Annotated in this window: 23 protein-coding genes; 17 read left to right on the top strand and 6 right to left on the bottom strand. The window is 73.0% G+C overall.

Going from position 1 to position 21,549, the window contains the following annotated elements; genetic code table 11:
- The first annotated feature begins 1 nt into the window (after position 1).
- The 9 genes from ACQPZX_RS17130 to ACQPZX_RS17090 all read left to right on the top strand — a co-directional run bounded on the left by ACQPZX_RS17130 (position 2) and on the right by ACQPZX_RS17090 (position 10,633).
- Complete coding sequence (locus tag ACQPZX_RS17130; protein WP_433381453.1) at positions 2-2,305, top strand: DUF5682 family protein; 2,304 nt, start codon at positions 2-4, stop codon at positions 2,303-2,305.
- Positions 2,302-3,426 carry a VWA domain-containing protein gene (locus ACQPZX_RS17125; protein WP_433381450.1) on the top strand — a complete coding sequence of 375 codons (1,125 nt, stop codon included), beginning with the start codon at positions 2,302-2,304 and terminating at the stop codon, positions 3,424-3,426. Before ACQPZX_RS17130 ends, ACQPZX_RS17125 begins: the two co-directional genes overlap by 4 nt.
- Positions 3,423-5,549, top strand: coding sequence for a hypothetical protein (locus ACQPZX_RS17120; protein ID WP_433381447.1), 2,127 nt, complete (start codon positions 3,423-3,425; stop codon positions 5,547-5,549). Before ACQPZX_RS17125 ends, ACQPZX_RS17120 begins: the two co-directional genes overlap by 4 nt.
- Positions 5,550-5,645: 96 nt before the next feature.
- Positions 5,646-6,284, top strand: a complete 639-nt coding sequence (locus ACQPZX_RS17115; protein ID WP_433381444.1) for a DedA family protein — start codon at positions 5,646-5,648, stop codon at positions 6,282-6,284.
- Positions 6,281-7,474 carry a sensor histidine kinase gene (locus tag ACQPZX_RS17110; RefSeq protein WP_433381441.1) on the top strand — a complete coding sequence of 398 codons (1,194 nt, stop codon included), beginning with the start codon at positions 6,281-6,283 and terminating at the stop codon, positions 7,472-7,474. Before ACQPZX_RS17115 ends, ACQPZX_RS17110 begins: the two co-directional genes overlap by 4 nt.
- Positions 7,465-8,109, top strand: a complete 645-nt coding sequence (locus ACQPZX_RS17105) for a response regulator (protein WP_433381438.1) — start codon at positions 7,465-7,467, stop codon at positions 8,107-8,109. Before ACQPZX_RS17110 ends, ACQPZX_RS17105 begins: the two co-directional genes overlap by 10 nt.
- A 60-nt stretch (positions 8,110-8,169) precedes the next feature.
- Positions 8,170-8,733 carry a dihydrofolate reductase family protein gene (locus ACQPZX_RS17100; protein ID WP_433381435.1) on the top strand — a complete coding sequence of 188 codons (564 nt, stop codon included), beginning with the start codon at positions 8,170-8,172 and terminating at the stop codon, positions 8,731-8,733.
- A gap of 164 nt (positions 8,734-8,897) precedes the next feature.
- The gene (locus ACQPZX_RS17095) at positions 8,898-9,812 is read left to right on the top strand and encodes an FAD-dependent oxidoreductase (protein WP_433381432.1); all 915 of its coding nucleotides are present in this window, start codon (positions 8,898-8,900) and stop codon (positions 9,810-9,812) included.
- Positions 9,813-9,883: 71 nt separating this feature from the next.
- Positions 9,884-10,633, top strand: a complete 750-nt coding sequence (locus ACQPZX_RS17090; RefSeq protein ID WP_433381429.1) for an enoyl-CoA hydratase/isomerase family protein — start codon at positions 9,884-9,886, stop codon at positions 10,631-10,633.
- Here ACQPZX_RS17090 and ACQPZX_RS17085 read toward each other — a convergent pair.
- Together ACQPZX_RS17085 and ACQPZX_RS17080 are read right to left on the bottom strand one after the other, a co-directional pair.
- Complete coding sequence (locus tag ACQPZX_RS17085) at positions 10,608-11,051, bottom strand: VOC family protein (RefSeq protein WP_433381426.1); 444 nt, start codon at positions 11,049-11,051, stop codon at positions 10,608-10,610. The genes ACQPZX_RS17090 and ACQPZX_RS17085 overlap by 26 nt on opposite strands.
- A gap of 107 nt (positions 11,052-11,158) precedes the next feature.
- On the bottom strand, positions 11,159-13,945 hold the full coding sequence (locus ACQPZX_RS17080; RefSeq protein ID WP_433381423.1) for an ATP-binding protein: 2,787 nt from the start codon (positions 13,943-13,945) through the stop codon (positions 11,159-11,161).
- 106 nt (positions 13,946-14,051) lie between these two features.
- Between ACQPZX_RS17080 and ACQPZX_RS17075 the strand changes: the two genes are divergently transcribed.
- The 3 genes from ACQPZX_RS17075 to ACQPZX_RS17065 are packed head-to-tail and all read left to right on the top strand — an operon-like array spanning position 14,052 to position 17,134.
- Positions 14,052-14,762 (top strand): alpha/beta fold hydrolase, encoded by a 711-nt coding sequence (locus ACQPZX_RS17075; protein ID WP_433381420.1) that lies wholly within the window; start codon positions 14,052-14,054, stop codon positions 14,760-14,762.
- A 5-nt stretch (positions 14,763-14,767) separates the two neighbouring features.
- Entirely contained in the window at positions 14,768-16,564 is a 1,797-nt protein-coding gene (locus tag ACQPZX_RS17070) for a BTAD domain-containing putative transcriptional regulator (protein ID WP_433381418.1), read from the top strand.
- 60 nt (positions 16,565-16,624) lie between these two features.
- On the top strand, positions 16,625-17,134 hold the full coding sequence (locus tag ACQPZX_RS17065; protein ID WP_433381415.1) for a MarR family winged helix-turn-helix transcriptional regulator: 510 nt from the start codon (positions 16,625-16,627) through the stop codon (positions 17,132-17,134).
- A gap of 44 nt (positions 17,135-17,178) precedes the next feature.
- Here the strand turns inward: ACQPZX_RS17065 and ACQPZX_RS17060 are convergent, their stop codons facing one another.
- The 4 genes from ACQPZX_RS17060 to ACQPZX_RS17045 all read right to left on the bottom strand — a co-directional run bounded on the left by ACQPZX_RS17060 (position 17,179) and on the right by ACQPZX_RS17045 (position 19,284).
- The gene (locus ACQPZX_RS17060) at positions 17,179-18,066 is read right to left on the bottom strand and encodes an alpha/beta fold hydrolase (protein ID WP_433381412.1); all 888 of its coding nucleotides are present in this window, start codon (positions 18,064-18,066) and stop codon (positions 17,179-17,181) included.
- Positions 18,059-18,505: an acyl-CoA thioesterase gene (locus ACQPZX_RS17055; protein WP_433381409.1), complete on the bottom strand. Its 447-nt coding sequence runs from the start codon at positions 18,503-18,505 to the stop codon at positions 18,059-18,061. Before ACQPZX_RS17055 ends, ACQPZX_RS17060 begins: the two co-directional genes overlap by 8 nt.
- Before the next feature lie 49 nt (positions 18,506-18,554).
- On the bottom strand, positions 18,555-19,040 hold the full coding sequence (locus ACQPZX_RS17050) for a sigma-70 family RNA polymerase sigma factor (protein WP_433381406.1): 486 nt from the start codon (positions 19,038-19,040) through the stop codon (positions 18,555-18,557).
- A gap of 61 nt (positions 19,041-19,101) precedes the next feature.
- On the bottom strand, positions 19,102-19,284 hold the full coding sequence (locus tag ACQPZX_RS17045) for a hypothetical protein (RefSeq protein WP_433381403.1): 183 nt from the start codon (positions 19,282-19,284) through the stop codon (positions 19,102-19,104).
- A 141-nt stretch (positions 19,285-19,425) separates the two neighbouring features.
- Between ACQPZX_RS17045 and ACQPZX_RS17040 the strand changes: the two genes are divergently transcribed.
- The 5 genes from ACQPZX_RS17040 to ACQPZX_RS17020 all read left to right on the top strand — a co-directional run bounded on the left by ACQPZX_RS17040 (position 19,426) and on the right by ACQPZX_RS17020 (position 21,521).
- Positions 19,426-19,758: a winged helix-turn-helix transcriptional regulator gene (locus tag ACQPZX_RS17040; protein ID WP_433381400.1), complete on the top strand. Its 333-nt coding sequence runs from the start codon at positions 19,426-19,428 to the stop codon at positions 19,756-19,758.
- A complete protein-coding gene (locus tag ACQPZX_RS17035; protein WP_433381397.1) occupies positions 19,755-19,946 on the top strand; it encodes a hypothetical protein in 192 nt (63 codons plus the stop codon). The genes ACQPZX_RS17040 and ACQPZX_RS17035 overlap by 4 nt, the downstream gene beginning before the upstream one ends.
- Before the next feature lie 80 nt (positions 19,947-20,026).
- On the top strand, positions 20,027-20,317 hold the full coding sequence (locus ACQPZX_RS17030) for a hypothetical protein (RefSeq protein ID WP_433381395.1): 291 nt from the start codon (positions 20,027-20,029) through the stop codon (positions 20,315-20,317).
- A gap of 80 nt (positions 20,318-20,397) precedes the next feature.
- Positions 20,398-20,886 (top strand): MarR family winged helix-turn-helix transcriptional regulator, encoded by a 489-nt coding sequence (locus ACQPZX_RS17025; protein WP_433381392.1) that lies wholly within the window; start codon positions 20,398-20,400, stop codon positions 20,884-20,886.
- Positions 20,883-21,521, top strand: a complete 639-nt coding sequence (locus ACQPZX_RS17020; protein ID WP_433381389.1) for an NADPH-dependent F420 reductase — start codon at positions 20,883-20,885, stop codon at positions 21,519-21,521. Before ACQPZX_RS17025 ends, ACQPZX_RS17020 begins: the two co-directional genes overlap by 4 nt.
- The last annotated feature ends 28 nt before the right edge of the window (positions 21,522-21,549 follow it).

Raw genomic sequence — 21,549 nt, 5'->3', positions numbered from 1 at the left:
GATGCCGGTCACCTTCCTCGGCGTCCGCCACCACAGCCCCGCCTGCGCGCGGCTGGTGGCGGAGACCATCACGCGCCTGCGGCCGGCCCACGTCCTGATCGAGGGCCCGGCCGACTTCAACCCGCGCATCGACGAGCTGCTGCTGGGCCACGACCTGCCGATCGCCGTCTTCAGCAGCTACCGCGACGAGACCCGCCGGCACGCCTCGTGGTCCCCGCTGTGCGACTACTCCCCCGAATGGACAGCTCTCACAGCCGGGCGCGCGGTGGGGGCCGCGCTGCGCTTCATCGACCTGCCGGCGTGGCATCCGGCGTTCGCCGACCGCAGCAACCGGTACGCGGACGCCGAGCTCCGCTACGCCGAGGTGATCGAGCGGCTGTGCCGTAGCTTCGACGTCGACAACGCGGACGCCCTGTGGGATCACCTCTTCGAGATCGCGCCGGCTCTTGACCTCGGCGAGCGCTTGGACGCCTATTTCGACCTGATCCGCGGCGAGTCGGCGGCCAGCGAGTCGGACACGGCTCGCGAGGCTTACATGGCGACGTGGGTCGCCGCCGCGGCCGCGGATGCCGGCGAGGGCGACGTCGTCGTGGTGACCGGGGGCTTCCACCGGCCCGCGCTGGTGGCGGCCCACGCTTCTGCTGTTACAGGGGACTGGGCATGGCCGTCGGTGCCGACGATGCCGGATGAGGCCGTGGGCGGGAGCTTTCTGGTGCCGTATTCGTTCAAGCGGCTGGACTCCTTCGACGGGTATCAGTCGGGGATGCCGTCGCCCGGGTACTACCAGGAGCTCTGGGAGTCGGGGCCGGACGGCGCGGCGCGGCACCTCGTGGAGGCCGTGGCCGGGCGGCTTCGCAAGCGGAAGCAGCACGTCTCCACCGCCGACCTGATCGCGGCGCGGGCCACCGCCGACGGGCTCGCCCTCGTGCGCGGGCATCATGCGCCGGGGCGGACAGATGTGCTCGACGGCCTGGCTTCCGCGCTGGTGAGCGAGGCTCTCGACGTACCCCTGCCCTGGTCCTCCCGGGGGACGCTCGGAGCCGGAAGCCACCCGGTCGTGGTCGAGATGGTCGCCGCGCTCAGCGGGAGTCGCGCCGGGCGCCTGCACCCCGAGACGCCCGCGCCGCCCCTGGTGCACGACCTCGACGCCGAGCTGGCCCGGCGCGGCCTCGACGGCGCCGCCGACCTCGACCTCGACCTGACCCGCGACGACGACCGGGCACGCAGCCGCATCCTGCACCGGGTGCGGGTGCTCGGCGTGCCCGGCTTCAAGCGGGATTCCGGCCCCACGACCGGCCTCGAGCCCGTCCTGAGCGAACGCTGGACGCTACGCCCCGGCCCCGAACGCCTCACCGCCGTGATCGAGGCCGGCGCCTACGGCGCGACGCTCGCCGACGCCTGCGCGGCCGTGCTGGCCGAGCGGGCCGCCGACGCCGGCCGGGACGTCGACGCCCTGGCCGGGGTGCTGTTCGACGCGGCGTTCTCCGACTGCCCCGACATCTCCGACCGCACGCTGGCCGACATCGAGTCCTCGGTGGGCGCCGCGCCCGAGCTGGGCCCGCTCGGCCGGATGCTCGCCGTGGTCCTCACGATGTGGCGGCACGATCGTGTGCTGGGCACCGCAAACAGCGCCACCCTGGGCACGGTGATCGTGGCCGCCGTCCGGCGCATCCTGTGGCTGGCCGAGGGTATCCAGGGCAGCGAGGCCCGGGCCGACCCTTCGCGCATAGCTGCGCTGGCCGCATGCCGGGACGCACTGCGACACGCCGAACGGCGGCTGGGCCTCGACCGGGAGTCCGCGCTCGAGGTGGCCACACGGGTGGCCGCAGATCAAGGGACGCCACCGGACCTGCGAGGGGCGGCCTTCGGGTTCCGCTGGGCGTTGGCTCCCGCCGAGGACAGTTCCGGAAACGGCGAGCTGGATCCGGTGCGGGCCGTTCGTGGGGCGTTCCAGCCGCGGAGCGTTGGGGACTGGCTGGCCGGGCTGTTCGCGCTCGCCCGCGAGGAAGTGCTCTCCGACCAGCGGATCGTCGGCCTGCTCGACGAGCTGTTGTCGGGGATGTCGGCCGAGGACTTCCTGATCGCGCTGCCGGCGTTGCGGCAGGCTTTCGAATACTTTCCGCCGCGCGAGCGGGAAAGCATCGCGGATCAGGTGCTCGCCCGGCGCGGCATCGGCGGAGGCGGGCGGCGGCTCCTGCGCGGCGGCGGCGATCCACACGTGGTGGCGGCGGGAATGCTGCTCGACGAGCTGGTCGACGCCTCGCTGCTGCGCGAAGGGCTGGTTGTCGAGGGGAGCCGGGCGTGACTGATCCTGATCTCGAACGGTGGCGGCTCGTGCTCGGCGAGCCCGCCGCCGCGGCCGGGGAGCTCGGGGCCGACGCGGCTCGGCGGGACGCGGCGCTGGAGTGGCTCTACGGGCGGGACGAGGATCTCGACAAGCGGGAGGTGCGGCGCGGCACCACCCGTGAGGGCGGCAGCGGCGAGTCCGTGCTGACCACGGTGGACTGGCTCAACGACATCAACCAGCTGTTCCCGAAGGAGACCGTCGAGCGGCTCCAGCGCGACGCCATCGAACGGTATGAGATCACGGACATCGTGACCGACCCGGAGGTGCTGCGTACCGTCGAGCCCAACCAGGGACTGCTGCGCGCCGTGCTGCAGACCAAGCACCTGATGAACCCCGAGGTGCTACGGCTGGCCCGGCGGATCGTCGAAGCCGTCGTCCGCGATCTCATGGCCAAGATGGCCACCGAGATCAAAAAAGCCTTCACGGGTACGCGGGCGCGCCGCCCCAGCCGCTGGAAGCAGGCCCGTGACTTCGACGTGACCAGGACCCTGCGCGCCAACCTCGGCCACTACCGGCCCGACGAGCAGCGGCTCTACATCGAGACGCCGCACTTCTTCTCGCGCACCCGCAAACACGTCGAGCAGTGGCAGGTGATCCTGCTCGTCGACCAGTCCGGGTCGATGGTCGACTCGGTCATCCACTCGGCGGTGACGGCCGCATGCCTCTGGGGGCTGCCGGGCGTGCGTACCCATCTCGTGGCCTTCGACACGGCGGTCGTCGACCTGACCAGCGAGGTGGACGACCCGGTCGAGCTGCTCATGAAGGTGCAGCTCGGCGGCGGCACCGACATCCACAAGGCGGTCCGCTACGGCGCCGGCCTCATCGAGCAGCCCCGGCGCGCGATCGTGGCCCTGATCAGCGACTTCTACGAGGGCGGGTCGGCCGGGCCGCTGATCCGGCAGGTGCGCGAGCTGGTCGACCAGGGCACCAAGGTGCTCGGCCTGGCCGCGCTCGATGAGGCCGCGAACCCTTCCTACGACCGCGAGACCGCCCAGCGCCTGGCCGACGCCGGCGCCGCCGTGGGCGCGATGACCCCCGGTCAGCTGGCCGAGTTCGTCGCCGAGCAGGTGTCCCGATGAGGGCCGACCTGCTGGCGCTGACCCCCGACACGCTGGCCGAGCTGACCAACCGCGGCCTGGTCAAACGAGCCACCCGCGAGGTGGAACGGGACGCGCCCACGATCACCGAGGACCCGGACGGCACCGTCCACGCCACCACTTCCGACGGCACGGCCACGTCGCTGCCGCCGGGCGGTCTCGAGGCCGGCAAATGCGGCTGCGGCGCGCCGGGCGTGTGCCGCCACATCGTGGGCCTGGTCCTCGCCTATCGGGCTCACCAAACGGCGGGCGCAGCAGCAGCCCCGACGACCACAGACCATGACCCAGCCACGGCCGAGGCCGCAGCAAACGGCACCAGCGAGGGCGGCGCGAGCGGGGCCGGCGTGAGCAGGGCCGGCGCGAGCGGGGCCGACGCGAGCGGGGCCGGCGCGAGCGGGGCCGGCGCGAGCGGGGCCGACGCGAGCGGGGCCGGCGCGAGCGCGGGCAGCGACGGCGCCGGGGCGGTGGGGTGGTCGCCGGGTGCGTTCACGGATGCGGAGCTGACCGCGCGGATCGGGGAACGCATGATGACCGCGGCTCGGCGGGTCGAGCGCGGCGGGTATGTGGCCCGGGTGCATCGGGGGCGGCCCGGGGATCCGGTGCCGACGGTGGAGCTGCCCACCGCGACGGTGCGGTTTCTGGTGCCAGGGAACCTTGGGTTCGCGCGAACCGACGCGGTGGCGGGGGTTCGGGACGATGTGATCGCGCTGGCGGTGTGGGCGTTCCGGGCTGCGGATGCTCAGGGGCCGGGTGAGACAGACCTGCAGGTTCAGGTGGGCGGCGGGGGCCGCGCGGTGTCGGGGCCGGCGCTCGAGCGGGCCGTGGCGCTGGCGGGGCTCGTGCTGCGGGAAGGGTCCGTGCACCTCGGGGCGGGGATCGGGGCCGAGGTCACCGGCGTGCGGCGCGACCTCGACGCGGCTCGGATGCGGTGGCCGCTGCTCGCGGTTGACGACCTGGTGGCTCAGCTGGACGCCTATCGGGATCGGAGCGCCCGGTATCGGCCGGAGGCGTTGGCCGATCACGTGGCCGAGCTGTTCGCGCGGCATCGAGCCGTCACCCGGGGCGGGGCCAGCCTCACCTCGCGGGTGCTGGGGACGGACGAAGCCTCGGAGACACCGCTGCGGCGGGCTCGGCTCGACGGGCTCGGGGCGCGCGTTTCGGCGGTCGGCGAGGAGCGGGTGGTCGACGTCTTCCTCGCACACTCGGACAGTGCCACCGTTTTGGTGCTGCGGAGGGCGTACGAGACGGAGGAGCCCGGCCCCCGCCTGGCGGAACGTCGCGTCGCCGGGGTGACCATCGGGGCGCTCGCGGGCGGTGCGGTGATCACCGAGTCGGCGGCACGCAGCGCGAGCCGGACGGTGCGGCTCGGGGCGCGACGGTTGAGCCGGACCGAGGCGATGGCGTCCCGCGGGTCTTGGCAGGGCCTGCCGCGGGCGCTGATCGCGGCCGACCTGAGTGCTCTCGCCGCCGAGCTGGACGCGCTGCCGCCGCGGCCGGTGCGGGCCCGGGTGGAGGCCGAATTGGTCCGGGTCATCCCGATCGGCGAAGTGGTGTCGGTGAGCTATGCGCCGGGCGCCCAGCGGCTGGACGCGGTGATCGCGGACTCGGCGGGCGCCCTCGCGACCATCACCGCTACCCACGCCGCCTGCGCCCCCGGGCGGCTCGACGGGGTGGCGGCGGCGCTCGCCGGCGAGGTGCGCTACGTGGCCGGCAGCGTGCGGCGCGGCGGGGGCGGCATCATCGTCGACCCGCTCGGCTTCGCGGTCGGCGACGGCGTGCTCGTGCCCGACCTCTCCCCCGCCGATGGCGGCGCCGACCCGTACGACCGGCCCGATCCGACGTCGGATCCGCTCGGGCACGCTCTGGAGGAGGCTCTCGCGCTGCTGGCCGAGATCGCCCACCGCGGCCTCGTGCACACCCCGCCCACGATGGCCGGGCGACTGCGCCAGGCCGCCGACCGGCTCGGCCAGGTGGGCCTGCGCCGCGCCGCCGACGCGACGACGCGGCTAGCCGCCCTGCTGGGCCCGGACCCCGGAGAGGAGGCGGTGGCAGCATGGGTCGACGCCTACCTGCGCCTGAGCGTCTCGGCCGACCTGCGCCCCTGACCGGGGTACGGTTTTCCGCAACCCGAGGGGTGCAGTAAGGACTCTGAGCTGGGCGGTTGACCTCATGGTCCGAGGGGTCTGCGGGCTCCTAGCGTCATGGCCATGATTGCTTCGGCGGAACTGCAGGATGGTGGAATGGCCGGGTTCGTCACCGGGCTGGTGGAGCGGCTCGGTGGGCCGGGCGCGGGGCTGGCGGTGGCGTTGGAGAATCTGTTTCCGCCGATTCCGAGCGAGGTGATCCTGCCGTTGGCCGGGTTCACCGCGAGCCGTGGTGACATGAGCCTGGCCGGCGCGATCGGGTGGACCACGCTGGGGTCGGTGGTGGGGGCGCTGGCGTTGTACTACGTGGGAGTGGTGCTGGGGCGGGAACGGGTGCGAGCCATCGCGGCCCGGCTGCCGCTGATCAAGCTGGAGGATGTGGACCGGACCGAGGCCTGGTTCGGGCGGCACGGCGGGAAGGCGGTCTTCTTCGGGCGAATGATTCCGATCTTCCGGAGTCTGATCTCGGTGCCGGCCGGGGTCGAGCGGATGCGGGTGGGAACGTTCCTGCTGTACACGACGCTGGGGAGCCTGATCTGGAACACGGTGTTCGTGATGGCGGGATACACGCTCGGGGCGAACTGGACGGCCGTGGAGTCCTACGTGGGCACGTTCCAGAACCTGGTCATCGTGGGGTGCGCGCTGGCGGTCGGCGCGTTCGTCCTGGTGCGGCTGAAAGGACGGCGAAGGGCATGACGCGGCTCGGGCGGACGCTGGCCGGGGTGGCCGTGGGGGTGCTCACGGCGGTCGGCGAGGCGCTGTTCCTGGTGCTGGCCGGGCTGGCCTTCCTGGCCACGGCGCCGGTGCCGCGCCTGCGCCGCCGCGTCCGCCCGGCCCTCGCCGCCCTGGCCGTACGCGCCGCCGACGCGGAACGCCGCCGGCTGGCGCTCCCGGCCCAAACGCCGGAGCCAAGACCGGCCACCGCCTCGCCAGGGCCGGCCACCGCCGAGCCGGCACCGGCCGCCGCCACGCCCGGAGCGCCCACCACCCCGGCCCCCCGCGCGATCGCCTACCTCGCCGCCCGCCTGATCCCGGGCGCTCTGGGCGCCCTGACCTGCGGCCTCCTCCTGATAGGCCTCATCCTGGCCGGCATCGTGATCACCTCGCTGGCGACCGGCGACATGTCCGTGCCCGACGCGCTCCTGCAGGCCCTCATCGGCTCCGCCCTGCTGGTCATCAACCTCCAGGCGATCGGCAGCGTAGCCGCCCTCGACCGCCGCCTCGCCCACCGCCTGCTGGACACCAGCGACCGCGAGCTACTCCGCCGGCGGATCGACGAGCTGACCACGAGCCGCGCGGGTGTCATCGCCGCCGTGGACGCCGAGCGCGCCCGCATCGAGCGTGACCTCCACGACGGCCTCCAGCAGCGCCTGGTCGCGCTCGGCATGCTGCTCGGCCGGGCCCGCCGCGCCGCCGACCCGCAACGGGCCCGCGACCTGCTCACCCAGGCCCACGAGGACGCCCAGCGCGCCATCGACGACCTTCGCGAGGTGGCGTGGCGGGTCTACCCCTCCGCGCTCGAGCACAGCACCCTCGACGAGGTCCTCACCATGGTGGCCCAGCGTTCCGCCCTGCCCGTCACGGTCCGCTACGACCTGGCGGAACGGCCGCCGCGGCCGGTCGAGACCGTGCTCTACTTCGTCGCCTGCGAGGCGGTCACCAACGCCGCCAAACACGCGAACGCTACGGTGGTCGAGATCGAGATCGCGGCGAGCGCAACGGGGGTGGGCATGCTGGTGCGCGACGACGGCCACGGCGGCGCCGACCCGGACGGGCGCGGGTTGCACGGGCTGGCCCGCCGCGTCACCGCGCTGGACGGCCGCTTCGAGGTGGACAGCCCACCGGGCGGGCCGACGCTGATCCGGGCGGAGCTGCCGTGCGGATAGTTCTCGCCGAGGATTCGACGCTGCTGCGCGAGGGCCTGGCCCGCCTGCTCGCCGACGAGGGGCACGAGGTGGTCGCCGCCGTCGGCGACGCCGGCCTGCTGACCGAGGCCGTCGAGCGGCACGGTCCCGAGGTGGTGATCACCGACGTACGCATGCCGCCCACCAACACCGACGACGGCCTGCGCGCCGCCCTCGAGCTCCGGCGCCGATGGCCCGAGCTTCCGGTGCTGGTCCTGTCCCAGTACGTCGAGAAGCGTTACGCCGCCCAGCTGCTGGCCGACCGCGCCGAGGGCATCGGTTACGTGCTCAAGGACCGGGTCGCCCAGGTCGAGGACTTTCTCGACGCGCTCGACCGGGTGGCCGCCGGCGCCACCGCGCTCGATCCCGACGTGGTGCGCCAGCTCATGTCGGCCACCAGTCACGGCGACCCGCTCGCCCGCCTCACGCCCCGCGAGCGGGAGGTCCTGCACCACATGGCCCAGGGCTACACGAACGCCGCGATCGCGGACCGTCTCCACGTCTCGCTGAGCGCGGTGGAGAAGCACGTCAACACGATCTTCGACAAACTAGATCTTGCGGGTACGACGGGGTACAGCCGCCGCGTTCTGGCGATCCTTCGGTACCTGGACACCTGAGCGATGAGTTTCCCGTCCCGGCCCGGTCTGACCGGGAGACGACGACCTAGGGAGCGGACCATGCGAAAGATCATTTACTGGGTGCACACGTCGATCGACGGCTTCGTCGACGGGCCCAACGGGGAGTTCGACTGGCCGGTGATGGGCCCGGAGCTGTCCGCCTATTCGGAGGGCCTCGACGAGCGGGTCGACACGCTGCTGTTCGGGCGCCCGGTCTGGGAGATGATGGTGGGCTTCTGGCCGAACGCCGAGTCGATCAGCCAGGACCCGCACACTGTGGCTTTTGCGCCGTTCTGGCGGGCCACCCCCAAGATCGTGTTCTCTCACGACTACCCGGGCGACGAGTGGACCACGCGGGTCATCAGCAAGGATCTCGCGGCCGAGGTGACCGCGCTCAAGGCCGAGCCGGGCAAGGACATGCTGCTGACCGGTGGCGCGGGCATCGGCGCCGCGCTGACCGAGCACGGCCTCATCGACGAGTACCACATCGCCGTGCACCCGGTCGTGCTCGGCGGCGGGCGCAAGCTGTTCGGCGAGCCGAAGCAGCGGCTCAACCTGCGGGCCACCGCGTCGCGCCTGCTCGACGGCCAGGTCGCGGTCACCAGCTACGAGCGCGCAAGCTAGGCGTCGACCAGCGCGGCGCCGGCTCGTCGAGGGCGGGCGCACGAAGGCAGCGTCGCGGCCGGGCGCACGAAGGCAGCGTCGACGGCGGGCGCACCAAGGCAGCGTCAAGACCTCTCACGATCGCGATTGGCATCGCGCGCGGGACAGCACGCACCATCGATGGCATGACTGACGTGATCGTGCTGGGCGGCGGGGTGATCGGGCTGACCGCGGCTGTCCGGCTTCAGGAGCGCGGGGCCGACGTGACGGTGTGGGCGGCGGACGAGCCGGCCGAGACGGTGTCCAGCATGGCGGCGGCGGTCTGGTATCCCACCCGGACCGGCGCGGACCCGCGGGTGCTGCGGTGGGCCGCCGACACCTACGCGGAGTTCCGCCGGCAGATCGACGAAGGTGTTCCGGGCGTGCTGCTGCGCCGGACCCGGATGCTGCTGCGCCACCCGATCGCGGAGCTGCCGTGGTGGGCCCCGGCCGCCGGGCACGTCGAACTTCGGGGTGCTCCGGACCCGTACGCGAACGCCTTGATCTTTGATGCTCCTCTGGCGGAAATGCCGGTCTACCTGGGCTGGCTTCGCAAGAAAATAAAAAATATCGAACGGCGGCGGGTGGCAAGCCTCGGCGAAGCGACGGCGGAGGCGTCGATCGTGGTCAATGCGACCGGTCTGGCGGCGGCGCGGCTGTGCGACGACGCGAGGGTCCATCCCGTACGCGGGCACGTGGTGATCGTGGAGAACCCGGGGCTGGACGAATCGGTGCGCGACGAGGACAACCCGGCCGGCGTGACCTACGTGCATCCGCGCCGCGAGGACGTGGTGCTGGGCGGTTCCTTCGACGACGGCCGCGGCGACACCGACCCGGATCCGGAGGAGGCCGCGGGGATCGTCGAGCGTGCGACGGCGCTGGTCCCCCGCCTGCGAGGCGCGAAGATCCTCGGCGACCGCATCGGGCTGCGGCCGGCTCGCACCGGAGGCGCGCGGGTGGAGAGAGAAGGCAACATCATTCACGCGTACGGCCATGGCGGCGCCGGAATGACGCTGTCGTGGGGCTGCGCCGAGGAGGTGGCCCGCCTGGCGCTGGGCTGAGCCGCCACGAAGCTGAGCCGTCAAGTGGCTGAGCCTTCAAAAGGCCGGGATGGGCTGGCACGATCGGCGGCATGACCGCTGTTCAGATCGACGAACATGACGGTGTCACGGTCGTGCGGATGGCGCACGGCAAGGTCAATGCGCTCGACCTTGACCTGCTGGCCGAGCTCACCGCGGTGTTCCACGAGATCCGCACCGACGCGGTCGTGCTCACCGGCGCGGGCCGCGCGTTCTCGGCCGGCGTCGACCTCTGGCGGCTGCTCGACGGCGGCCCCGACTACGTACGTGAGTTCCTGCCCGCCCTCAACGACGCGTTCCTAGCCGTCTTCGGCCTCGGCAAACCGGTGGTCGCGGCGGTCAACGGGCACGCCATCGCGGGCGGCGCGATCCTCGCGGCGGCCTGCGATCACCGCGTCATGGCGGCCGGCACGATCGGGGTGACCGAGGTCCGGGTCGGGGTGCCGTTCCCGCCCACGGCACTTTCGATCCTCGCGTACGCCTACGGCGAACCCGCCGCGCGCCGAGCCGTGCTGACCGGCGCCACGATGGGCCCGGCCGACGCGCTGGCGGCCGGATACGTCGACGAGGTGACAACGCCGGAGGCCTTGCTCGACACGGCCATCGCCCGCGCCCGCCTCGCCGTGCCGGCCGACACTTACCGGCTCACCAAGGCTCAGTTACAGGCCGGCGTCCGTGAGCGCCTGACCCACGAGCGGCCGCTGATCGACCCGCAGGTGCTCGACCTCTGGCTGCGCGGCGTCGAGGACGGCCGGATCCACCGCTACATGGCGACTGTCACCGGCCGGGGAAACGCTCGGTAACTTCCTGAAGCAGGAACCCGTTGCCGTCCGGGTCGGCGAACGATGCGAACGAGCCGTAGGAGCGCCGCCCCGGATAGAGCCCCCGCACCCGCTTCTGCTCGCCCGCGTGGTGGAAGACGCCACCTTCGTCGTGGAAAATTTCGCTTACTTCCACGCCCCGGCCGACCAGATCGGCGCGCGCTTCCTCGATGTCGCCGACCACCAGGTGCACGTTCTCCACCGAGCCCGGCGCCGCGGTGCCGATCCCGTCACCCACGATGATCGAGGCAGCCGACCCCGGCGGGGTGAAATGCACGACCCGGAACTCCCCGTCGATGTAGTCGAGATCCTCGCGAAACCCGGCCCGCTTGTAGAACTCCTTGGAGCGGTCCACGTCCGCGACCGGCAGCACGATCACCTCGAGCTTGTACTCGACCATCTCCGACACCTCCGCTTTCCCGGACGCCGGTGGGACATCCGGGATCCACGATCGCGCGGCGAGGGCCGGGCCTGCCCCAGTGTCGTTCCCTGGGATCGCCCCGGGCCCTACTGGTCGCGCAGGCCCGCCGCCAACTCACGGCGCGACGAGATGCCGAGCTTGGTGAACACCTTGCGCAGATGCCATTCCACCGTCCGCGGGCTCAGGAACAGCACCGCCCCGATCTCGGCGTTGGTCCTCCCCGCCACCGCGAGCCGAGCGATCTGCGACTCCTGCGGCGTGAGCTCATCGCGATCCCCAAGCACCTTTTTCCGTACGGCTTCGCCGGTAGCCGCAAGCTCCCGCCCGGCCCGCTCCGCGAACGCTTCCGCCCCCATCGCCCCGAACGCCTCATACGCGGCACGCAGCTGCTCCCGCGCGTCCCCGCGCCGCCCCGCCCGGCGCAGCCATTCGCCGTAGAGAAGGCGAGCCCGCGCAAGCGAAAGCCCACCCAGCCGCCCGACCGCCTCCCGGAAGCTCGCATCCGCCCCCCGGCCCGCGCCCGCGCTGCCCGCGCCACCGCTACCGCCCGCGCCGCCACTGCCGCTCGCACCCCCGCTGTTGCCCGCGCCGCCGCCTGCATCCGCGCCTGGACCGCCGCCCGCGACCCAGCCGCCGGATCGGTCCGCCTCGGCGAGCGCATCGGCCAGCGCCTGAACGCCCATCGCCCATTCCGTGCCCGCCGCCGAAGTCCGCTCGGCCAGGCGGTCCCGCGCCTGCGCCGCCAATCCCAATTCCCCGCCGTGCGCCGCAGCCTCCGCCATCTCGAGCAGCGCCGCCCCCGCGACCCCGAGATCCCCGCGGTCGGCCGCCTTGCGCGCGGCGTCGAGCGCGGCCGGGTAACGCCCCAAACCGTTACACAGCATGGCTTTCGCGAGCAGAGCAACCCCGAGGAGCCGCCCTTCGGCCCCCTTGGCCGCCACCTCGATCAGGTCGAGCGCCGCTTCCTCCCGGCCGCGCAGGGCCGCCAGCGAGAGCGTCGCCGACGGGTCGATCGGCAGCCCGGTGGCCGCCCCGAGCGCGTCCAGCTCGTCGAGCAGCTCGGCGGCATCCGCGAAGCGGCCCGCATCCAGCAGCGCCCCGGCCCGAAACCCGAGCGCCGACGGTAACAGCGCCAACGCTCCCGTGGCCCGGGCAGACGCGACCGCCTTCTCGGTGAGCCGCTGCCGCGCCGCGTCGTCCCAGACTTCGAGGGCGGCCGGCACCGCAAGCCAGAGCTGCCCGAGATCGTCGAGCCCTTCCAACGCCGCCCGGATCCGGGGCGCTGCCTCGGAATACCCGTCGAGCGTCCACGTGGTCAAAGCCTCCAACAGCGGGAGACCCTCAAGACCGCGTGCGCTCTCGGCCGCCACTCGCGGGTCGTCGCCGCCGAGGAGGGCCGCGCCCAAAGCTTCGAGATAGGTGTCCCGGGCTGCCGCCGCGTCGATGCCTTCCAGCTTCTGGGCGGCCGCGAGCAGCTGTGGGCCCGCCGCGCCGCCTGGGTTGAGCGCGAACGCGATCTGCGCCCGCAACCTCTCCACCCCCGCCTGCTGAAGCGGGTCGAGCGGGCCCAGCTCGGCCGCCGCCAGCAGACCGGAGGCGTCCGCCGGCGCGCCCGCCGCGAAGCGGGCCCGCGCCGCCGCCAACGCCCGCCCGGCACGCTGCTTGGAATCGGGTGTCAGCTCGGCCGCCCGCTGCAGGAACGCCGCCGCCGCCGACCGGCCGCCCCGCGACAGCGCGCGGCCGGCCGAGCTCTCCAGCTCCGCCGCCACGTCCTCGTCGGTGCCGACCGCGGCGTGCGCCCGGTGCCAGGCGCGGCGATCCGGGTCCTCAGACGGGTCGGTCACCTCGGCCAGCGCCGCGTGCACCGCGCGCAACTCCTCCGGCGCGGCCGACCGCCAGACCGCCGATCGGACCAGCGGGTGCCGGAATCGCACCCGCGCGCCCAGCTCCACCAGGCCGGCCGCCTCCGCCGCCGCGGCGGCCGATGCGGGCACTCCCAGCCGTTCCGCCGCCCGCCACAGGAGGGGCACGTCCCCGACCGGCTCAACGGCGGCCGCGAGCAGGAGCGTACGTGTGGAAATCGGCAATGCCGCGACGCGCCGCTGGAAGCCCTCCTCGACGCGGCCCGCGAGCGGCGCGGCGCCCTGCCCGCCGAAACCGAACGCCAGCTCGGCGGGGCTCAGGCCGCGGGGCAGTTCGAGCAGCGCGAGCGGGTTGCCCCGCGTCTCGGCGACGATCCGATCCCGTACGCGATCGTCGACCGGACCCGTCAGCACCTGGTCGAGAAGCGCTCGCGCGTCGGCCTCGGCGAGGCCGTCGACGCGCATCTCCGGGAGCCCGCCGAGGATCTGCTCGTCGCCGGGGCTGCGGGCGGCGAAGACCAGCGCCACCGACTCGGCGTCGAGGCGCCGGGCCACGAACGTGAGGATCACCTCGGACATCCGGTCCAGCCACTGCACGTCGTCGACCACGCAGACCAGCGGCTCGTCGGAGGCCGCCTCGGCCAGCAGCCCCAGCACGGCCAGCCCGACCATCAGCGCCTCGGGCGGCGCGCCCGCGCTCAGCCCGAACGCGGTCGAGAGCGCCATCCGCTGCGGCTCGGGCAGCTTGCCGAGGTGGCTCAGCAGCGGCGCGATCAGCTGCTGCAGCGCGGAGTACGCGATCTCGGTCTCGGGCTCGACGCCGGCCGCCCGCGCCACCCGCCCGGTCGCGGCGTGCCCGGTGAGGTAGTCGAGCAGCGCCGTCTTGCCCGCGCCGGCCTCCCCACGCAGCACCAGCACACGGCTCTGACCAGCACGGATGTCGCGTAACAGGCGATCGAGCGCGTCCCGCTCGTGCCGGCGTCCGCGCAGCGCCGGATGTACGTCAGTCACAGTCGGGAAGAGTATCGCCGTCGCCGGTCAGGTGATCGACGACACGGTTCCGAACACCGGGTGGGCGGCTGCGTAGTGCTCGATGCCAACCCAAGGAGGAAATGACATGACCGACCCGGTTGTGGTGCTGGTGCACGGCGCGTTCGCCGAGTCCGCCAGCTGGAACGGTGTCATCGAGCGGCTCGCCGAGCGGGGTGTCCGGGCCGTCGCCGTGGCCAACCCGTTGCGCAGCCTCGACGGCGACGCCGCGTACGTCCGCGACGTGGTGGCCTCGATCGGCGGGCCGGTCGTGCTGGCCGGCCACTCGTACGGCGGCCAGGTGATCACGCAGGCCGCCGCCGGCAACGACGCCGTCAAGGCCCTCGTCTACGTCTCCGCCTTCGCCCCCGACCAGGGCGAGAGCGCCCTGGCGCTCACCGGCAAGTTCCCCGGCAGCACGCTCGGCGACGCCGTGCTGAGCAAGCCGCTGACCGCCGGCGGCACCGAGCTCGCCATCGACGTCCCGAAGTTCGCGCTGCAGTTCGCGGCCGACGCCGACCCGGCCACAGCGGCCCTCATGGCGGCCACCCAGCGCCCGGTCGCCGAGGTCGCGCTCACCGCCGGGCTCGATGGCGAGCCGGCCTGGCGCACCGTGCGCAGCTGGCACGTCTGGGGCGCCGCCGACAAGAACATCCCGGCCGAGGCGATGCGCTTCATGGCCGAGCGGGCCGGCGCCGAGCAGGCGCAGGAGATCCCGGGCGGCAGCCACGCGCTGACGGTCTCGCAGCCGGGCCAGGTCGCCGACCTCATTCACGCGGCGCTCGAGAGCGTCAAGTAATACCGGTGGCCGTGCTGACGACGTTCACCATCCTGGGCCCGGTCCGGGCCCGGCGTGGCACGGCCGAGCTCGATCTGGGCGGGCGCCAGCAGCGTGTGCTGCTGGCGTTCCTGCTCGCCCGGGCCGGCTCGGTGGTGAGCGTGGCCGAGCTGGTCGACGCGATCTGGGGCGACGACCCGCCGGCGAGCGCGGCGAACAGCATTCACCGCGCCGTGGGCGCGCTGCGGCGCATCATCGAGCCGGAGCTGCCGGTCCGGGCGGCGGGCGATCATCTCGTACGGCGTAACGCCGGCTACTGCCTGCGCGTCGATGTGGACACCCTCGATCTGGCCCGGTTCCGCGCGCTGGCGTTGCGGGCCCGGCAGTCGGGCGGCGACGCCGAGGCGACCGGGTTCTACGAGTCGGCGCTGGCGCTCTGGGTGGGCCCGTGCGCCGCCGGTTTGGAGCCCATCAACCGTACGCATCCGCTTTTTGTGGCCCTCGAGGCCGAGCTTTCGCAGGTGGCCCGGGATGCCGCCGATGCTTCTCTTCGCGCCGGCGCAGCCGCGCGTCTGCTCCCCCACCTGTTGCGCATCGCCGGCTGGCGCCCCCTCGACCAGGCGCTGCACGCGCGGATCGTGCTGGCGCTCGCGGCGGACGGCCGCACGGCGGAGGCGCTGGACGCGTTCCGGGAGATCCGCCGCCGGCTCGCCGACGAGGTGGGCCTCGATCCCGGCCCGGAGCTGCGCCTTGCCGAGGAACGCGCGCTGCGCCCGACGCCGGCGCCCCCGCCGGTGGAGGCGCCGCCGCGGGAGACCGGCCCGGCCCAGCTGCCGGCCGACCATCCCTTCTACACCGGCCGGATCGAGCTGATCCAGCGGGCCGAGGCGCTGATCGCCGACGACCATCGCGCGGGCCGGCGGCGAGTGGTGCTGGCGTTCGACGGCATGCCGGGCGTCGGCAAGACGACCGTGGCGATCCATCTGGCGCACCGCTTGGCGCCGTCCTATCCGGACGGTCAGCTCTATGTCGACCTGCGCGGCGCGGCCCCGCACTGCCCGGCGATGCCGCCGGCGGAGGCCTTGCGGGGTCTCTTGCGCTCCTTGGGCGTACGCGAGGCGGACAGTCCCGCCGATCGGCATGCCGCCGCCGGGCTCTTCCGCAGCCTGCTGGCCCAGCGGCGAATGCTGATCGTGCTCGACAACGCCCTGGACCACGACCAGGTGCGCGACCTCTTGCCTGGCGACGGAGACAACCTGGTGCTGGTCACCAGCCGGGTGCGGATGCTGGGTCTGATCACGGCGGGCGCGCACCCGCTGCCGGTCGACCTGCCGACCGCCGAGGAGGCCCGCGACAACCTGGTGCGCCGCCTCGGCCGCCGGCGGGTCGAGGCGGAGCCGACCGCGGTGGCCGAGATCGTGGAGCGGACCGGCCGCCTGCCGCTGGCCCTCGCCATGGTGGCCGCCCACGCCATGGCCGAGCCGGAGGCGCCGCTCGCCGAGCTCGCCGAGCGCCTCAAGGGCGCGCCCGAGCCCGACCTCGCCGCGGTCTTCGCGTGCTCCTACAACGTCTTGTCACCGGCCGCGGCGCAGCTGTTCCGGCTCATCCCGCTCTACCCCGGAACCGCCGTCACCCCCGAGATCGCGGCCCGGCTCCTCGACGTCAACGCGCGCACGGCCCGGATTCTGCTGGCGGAGCTGGCCCAGCAGATGCTCGTCCAGATGCGGGGCAACGACTACCTCATGCACGACCTGCTCCGGGCGTACGCGTCGGATCTGTCGGCGGCCGAGGACAGCGAGCAGTGGCGTACGTCAAGATCCTGAACTTCGACGCGGGCGCGCCCGTCGTGTGGTTGACGCGTACGAGCTGAAGGGATGTGCCCGATGATGGAGAACCGGTTGCGGGCGGCCACCGACGAGCGGCTTTCTCCCGAGGAGGCGGCCCTGTTCGACGCCTTCATCGGCGCGGCCGTCACGGTGCAGCGCAATGTCGACGCCGACCTGATGTACGAGCGGAACCGCTCCCTGAGCGAGTACCAGACCCTGCGGCGACTGGCCGAGGCGCCGGACAAGCGGCTACGGATGAACGAGCTCGCGGCGGCGGCCTTCCTGTCGCTGAGCCGGATGAGCCGCATCGTGGAGAAGCTGGAACAGCAGGGCCTGGTGCGCCGGGAGCAGGCGGAGGGAGACCGGCGCGGCTGGAACGCGATCCTCACCGAGGCCGGCACGGAGTGGCTGCGGCGCAGCGAATGCGCGTACGCGTCGAGCGTGCGCCGCCACGTGCTGGACAACCTCGACAACGAGACCGTGTCGGTGCTGACCGCGGCGGCCCGCCGGATCGCCCACCTCCCGGGCCCGCGCCACGACCGGATCTTCTCCGTCAACGGCCAGTAGAGCCGATCACGGCCGGTCGGCCCGGCCGTGATCGGCAACCTGCCCTAGCGGCCGTGCGCCGCGACGAAGTCGGTGACCGCCTTGGCGAAGCGCTCCGGCTCCTCGACGTGGCCCAGATGGCCGCTGTGCTCGAGGACGACCAGCCGCGAGTTGCGCACCAGGCCGTGGATCTCGCGGCCCCACTTCTCGCCGCAGATCACGTCGTATTCTCCGGCGATGACCAGCGTGGGCAGCGCGATCGTGGCGAGCAGCTCGCGATCGGCGATGACGTCGGGCGTGCCGTCGGCGGCCCGGCCCGAGATGTAGGTGACCTGCACCGAGTTCCGCACCGGCGACAGCTCGGCCTCCCGGCCCCAGTAGTCGGCGAAGTAGGCCGGCAGCAGCCCGCGCAGCGCCGCGGTGAGCTCCTCGTCGTCGGTGATGCCCCCGATCGACTGCAGCGCGGCGAGCACCCCCGGCGCCGCGGGGTTGTCCTGGTTGCGGGCCATGAACTCGCCGAGCAGCCGCATCGACTCGGCGCCCTGCTCCTCGCCGGTGACCGGGGACGACTCGTAGAGGATCACGCCGGCCAGGTTCTCCGGGTGGTGCGCCGCGTAGTACTGGGCCACGAAGCCGCCGTACGAATGTCCCAGCAGGTAGACCCTGTCCCGGCCCAGCTGCTTGATGACCTGGTCGAGCGCGTCGGCGTAGACGGCCCGCGTGTAGCCGTCGGGGTGCGTGGGCAGCCGGCCCGAGTCGCCGGTGCCGATCGGCTCGACGTACACCACCGTGACGTGCCGCTCCACCTCGGGCATGCGCAGGCTGTCCCAGTACACGCCGGGCCCGCCCGGCACGGCGACGAGGACAGCCGCGCCCTGCCCGTACACGTGATAGCGCTGGGCGATCCCGTGCACGTCGATGGTGTGTGCGCCGGGAGCGAGCGGCTCAGACATGGCTGACCTCCCGCAGCAGCGAGGTGAAGTCGGCGCGGACGGCGTCGGACCAGGGCGCGGGGCGGCGGGTCACCGGGTCGACTTTGATGGCGACGCGGCTGCCGTGCGCGTGCACGCGGTGGCCGTCGGCCGACGTGATGCGGAAGCCCATGACCGCGCTGGAACCGCCGACCTTCTCCATCCAGAAATGCATCGCCACCGTGCCGCTGTCGGTGATCGGTTGCTCGTACGTGATGGTGACCTCCCGGACGAGCGCGAGCGTGTCCGGCGTCGCGTCGCCCTCGAAGGTGTAGCCGCGCTCGCCCCAGAAGCGGACCCAGGCCCGGTCGATCAGGATCAGGTAGTGGGCGTTGTAGACCATGCCGTAGCGGTCGAGATCGTCGAAGTAGACCTCGACCGGCTGCACGGCGCCGGCCTCGGCGGTGTAGATGTCGGTCATACCGGCAACGACGTGGCCGATGCGCGGTAATTCACGAATGTGACGCAGGTCAGGCGAACGCCTCGCGCAGCGCGCGCATCGCGTAATGGGCGCGCGACTTGACGGTCCCGGCCGGCAGCCCGAGCCGCCGCGCGGTCTCGGCCACCGACCGGCCCTTGAGGTACAGCTCGTCGACGACCCTCCGATGCTGCTCGCTCAGCGACCCCAGCGCGCCGTGCAGGGTCTGCACCGCCACCACCGTGTCCGAGGTGTCGTCGGCCATCGCGGGCGCCGTGACGTCGTGCAGCTCGACCTCCGCGGGCCGGGCCTTCCTGGCCCGCAGCGCGTCGATGGCGACGTTGCGGGCGACCGTGTAGAGCCAGCGCCGGGCCTGCTCGCCCGCGGGCGGCACCCGGTCGAGGTTCCGCCAGACCCGGATCATCGTCTCCTGCAGCAGATCCTCGGCCTCGGTCTTGTCGCCGCGGGTGAAGCCGAGCAGGTACTTCTCCAAGGCGTCGCCGTGCTCGTCCCGCAGAGCCGAAAACTTGGAGTCCACGCCGGGAAAGCTAGGAACCGGCGGTGGAGAAACAGTGGTGATCGAGTGGGCGTGACGCCGGTTACCCCACCGGCGAGGCGGGCCGGCGGCTGGTGAGCTGGACCACGCCGGTCAGCGGATCGGCCTGGGGCTGGGTGCCGGGCGCCGCCACCGCGGCGAGCGGCACCTCGGTCTCGCAGGCCGAGGTGAACGGCAGCCCGAGGGCGGCGATGAGGGCGAGTGGTGCGATGCGTGCGCGTGTCATGCCCGCGTACAACGGCCGCGCACCCACCCGGGTTCACCGGCGGCCGGTTCGCGATTCAAGTGCTCGTCCGGGAGTACGCGGTGTCACATCCCTGTCCGTCGAGCCGCTGAACGGAGCGCGAATGGGAGCGTTGTACCGGATGTGAGCCGAACCCTGCTGACCACCGGAACGCCGCTCTCGCCCGCGCTCGAGCTGATCTTCCCGCGCTGGACGCCGCACATCGTGTGGCTGCTCGGCTCCGGCCCGATGCGCTTCGGCGACCTGCAGCGACGGCTCGCGCCGGTGGGCACGGCGATGCTCGCCCAGCGGCTGCGCGAGATGGAAGCGGCCGGCTTCCTCGAACGCAGCCTCTACCTGCACCACCCGCCGCGGGTCGAGTACTCGCTCAGCGACCTCGGCCGCACGATCGTGCCGATACTGCGCTCGATCGAGCGGTGGTCCGCAACCCATCTCAGTCAGGAGGAAGTGCGATGAAGAGCTGGATCTCCTACCTCTGGCAGGCGCTCGCCGCCATGGACGACGACGGCCTGATCTACGCGGCGCAGCAGAGGCAGGCCGAGGCGGAGCGCCGCGAGCGCCGCGTCGACCTGTCCGACGACACCGCCGTACGCGCCGCGTTCAAGGAGATCGTCGACCGCGAGTGGGGCACCAGGCCTCGATGACGCGGCCAGGAGATCCGCGACTGGTCCGGCCGCCTGCTCTCCGGCATCGACGTCCACACGATCTGGGGCGACGCCGGCGAGTGCCTGGCGATCCGCCGCGCCGACCTGCTGGACCTGCTCGTCGAGGCGGCCGGCCTCGATCGGGCGACTGGCGCGACCTTTTCGCCGACCTCGACCCCGGCGCCGCCGCCCTTCTCGACACCAGCGCGTTCGAGGCCCGCCGCCGCGACCGCATCCGCTTCGTCCTGGAGCAGAACCACCGCCGCGACCGGGCCCGCAACCTCCCCGGCTTCATCCGGGCGGCACTCTTCCGCCGTTTCGGCGAGCGGATAGTCCGCGCCAACCACGCCAAGCTCCTGCCGCGCCCGTAGTCTGCGACGTCACACCCCCGGTAGTGGACGTGTCAACCGCGGTGACGCACTATTGACGCGTCAATCACTTGGGGTGATGTATGAACCACACCGAGCAGGCTCTGCCGGCCGCCGAGCGGCGCCGGATGACCTCGCGTGAGCTGGTCGTCTGGCGCTCGCTGATCGACACCACGGCCGAGCTGCGCCGCCGCCTCGCCGCCCAGCTCGCCGCCGACTCCGGCCTCTCGCCGGGCGACTACGCGGTGCTGCTGGCGCTCTCCGAGGCCCCGGGCCGCCGCCTGCGCTCCTCCGAGCTGGCCGCCGCGATCGACTGGGAGCGCAGCCGCCTCTCGCACCACCTGGGCCGGATGGAGAAGCGCGGCCTGATCGAGCGGGCCGAGTGCGTCACCGACAGCCGCGGCGCCGAGGTCGTGCTCAGCGAGGAGGGCGCCCGCATCTTCCGGGCCGCGACCGCCCCGCACGCCCGCGGCATCAAGCAGCACTTCGGCGACGCGCTCAGCCCCGCCCAGTTCGAGGCCCTCGACGACATCCTGCAGACCCTCGACCGCCACCTGGAGGCGACCCGATGAGCCGCATCGCCGTGCTGGGCTCGGGGCACACCGGTCCGATCGTGGCCCGGATGGCCGTCGAGACCGGCCACCAGGTCTCCCTCTCCGCGTCCGGCGACCCCCGGCGGATCGCGCTGATCGCCTCCGTGCTCGCGCCCGGCGCCGAGGCCCGCTGGACAGCCGACGCCGTCCGGGACGCCGACATCGTGGTCCTCGCGATCCCGATGCACGCGTTCCCCGCGCTGGATCCTTCGATGTTCGACGGCAAGCTGGTCATCGACATCATGAACTACTGGCCGCCCAACGACGGCGTGCTCGAGATGTTCGAGAACAGCGGCCGCGGCAGCAGCGAGGTGGTCGCCGACCGGCTCGCCGGCGCCACCGTCGTGAAGACCCTCAACCACGTCGGCTACCACGACATGGACGAGCGCCGCCTGCCGCCGGGCGCCCCGGGCCGGCTGGCGCTGGGCGTGGCCGGCGACGACCCGGCGGCCGTGGACGCCGTCGCGGCGCTGGTCGACTCGTTCGGTTTCGACCCGGTGCCGTTCCACGCCCTGAGCGCCGGCCGCGGCTTCGAGCCGGGCCACCCCGTGTTCGGCGCGCTGCTGACCCGCGACGAGTTCCTCGGCGCGCTGGATCTGCTCGCCGAGGAGTAGAAGCTGCGGCCGGCATATGTTGGAGCGG

Origin of the sequence: Actinoplanes sp. CA-142083 (genome assembly GCF_050942195.1) — a bacterium.
GTDB lineage: Bacteria > Actinomycetota > Actinomycetes > Mycobacteriales > Micromonosporaceae > Actinoplanes.
Note: the sequence above shows the minus strand (reverse complement) of the source record. Positions and strands in the feature narration are given on the sequence as shown.